The organism is Desulfurellaceae bacterium (genome assembly GCA_021296095.1).
In the GTDB taxonomy this organism is placed as follows: Bacteria; Desulfobacterota; Binatia; order Bin18; family Bin18; genus JAAXHF01.
Window position 1 is genome coordinate 1 of the sequence record JAGWBB010000021.1, and the last position, 1005, is coordinate 1005.

1 protein-coding gene is annotated in these 1005 nt (G+C 61.2%); it reads right to left on the reverse strand.

Translation table 11 applies throughout. The features are described 5' to 3' along the window. Positions 1–475: 475 nt before the first annotated feature. Positions 476–1005 (reverse strand): SIS domain-containing protein (locus J4F42_06970; protein MCE2485237.1); only part of this gene is annotated, 530 nt, incomplete at its 5' end.

Consider the following 1005-nt stretch of genomic DNA (forward strand, 5'->3'; position numbering starts at 1 on the left):
GGCATCCTGTGGTCCTCCGCCCTCGGCTGCTATCACACGACCGCTCCAATGGCTACAACCTATCGTGAACCACTCTAGGAGATCTGCGGTCCGTACCATATGACTCCCTTGTGGAGAATTATCTTTGGGGTCGTCATCATTCAGGAAGCCGGAAAAAAGAGCTGATTTCAGCCTCAGAGTTGAAACAGCGCCAAGCCCTCCTCGTCTGCTTCTGCACGCACAACCCTGAGACCTTCTTGGGAGAGCCTGGGCAAGATTAACTGGAGTGCTGTATCGAACGATGGAGCTTCGATTGTACAGTTCGCCACCGGCGTTCCGGATAGCGTTACAAGTGTGAAGTCCTGTACGCCTGCGGGGGCAGACCCGCCCGCGCCAAAGTATCCATAAAGCCGATCGACCGTATCCAGACCAGGCTCAAGATCAAGAATAAGCGTAAACTCATACAGGCGTACACTATCGGGCATTTCGTTTATGCCTATTCATCAGATAGGCTGGCGTAGTACTCGTTGAGCGAGCGGAGCAGCTCGGGCCGGTCGCTCTGGAACGGGCTGCGTCCCAGACGCTCGGCCACAGCCGCAGCCACATGGCTGGCAAACACATGGTATTCCTCGCGCGCCTCGCCCTGTACGGGTAACACGGCGTGGGCATGGCGGGTGACCTCGGTATCGTCCGGGTGGGTCACGGCAATGACCCGCCGACCCAGGCCGTGCGCCGTGGCCGCGACCTCGCCCGCCCGCCAGTGGGAGCGGCCCGGCGGGGCAATCACGAAAACGGGCATATCGACCGGATAGGCAAAGCGCTCAACGTGCCACCACTCTTCCAAATCCTGGCCCATGGCGAAAACGCCCGCCGCCTCGACCAGCTTGGCCGCGCTGAAGAGCGCCGTGCCGTAGCTCGGTCCGCTGCCCAGCATGACCAGCGTGGGAGCGGCGGCAACAGTCTCCGCCACCTCCTGGCAAGGCTCTTTCACGGCGGCGGTCGTGGCGTCCACAACATCGGCCAGGG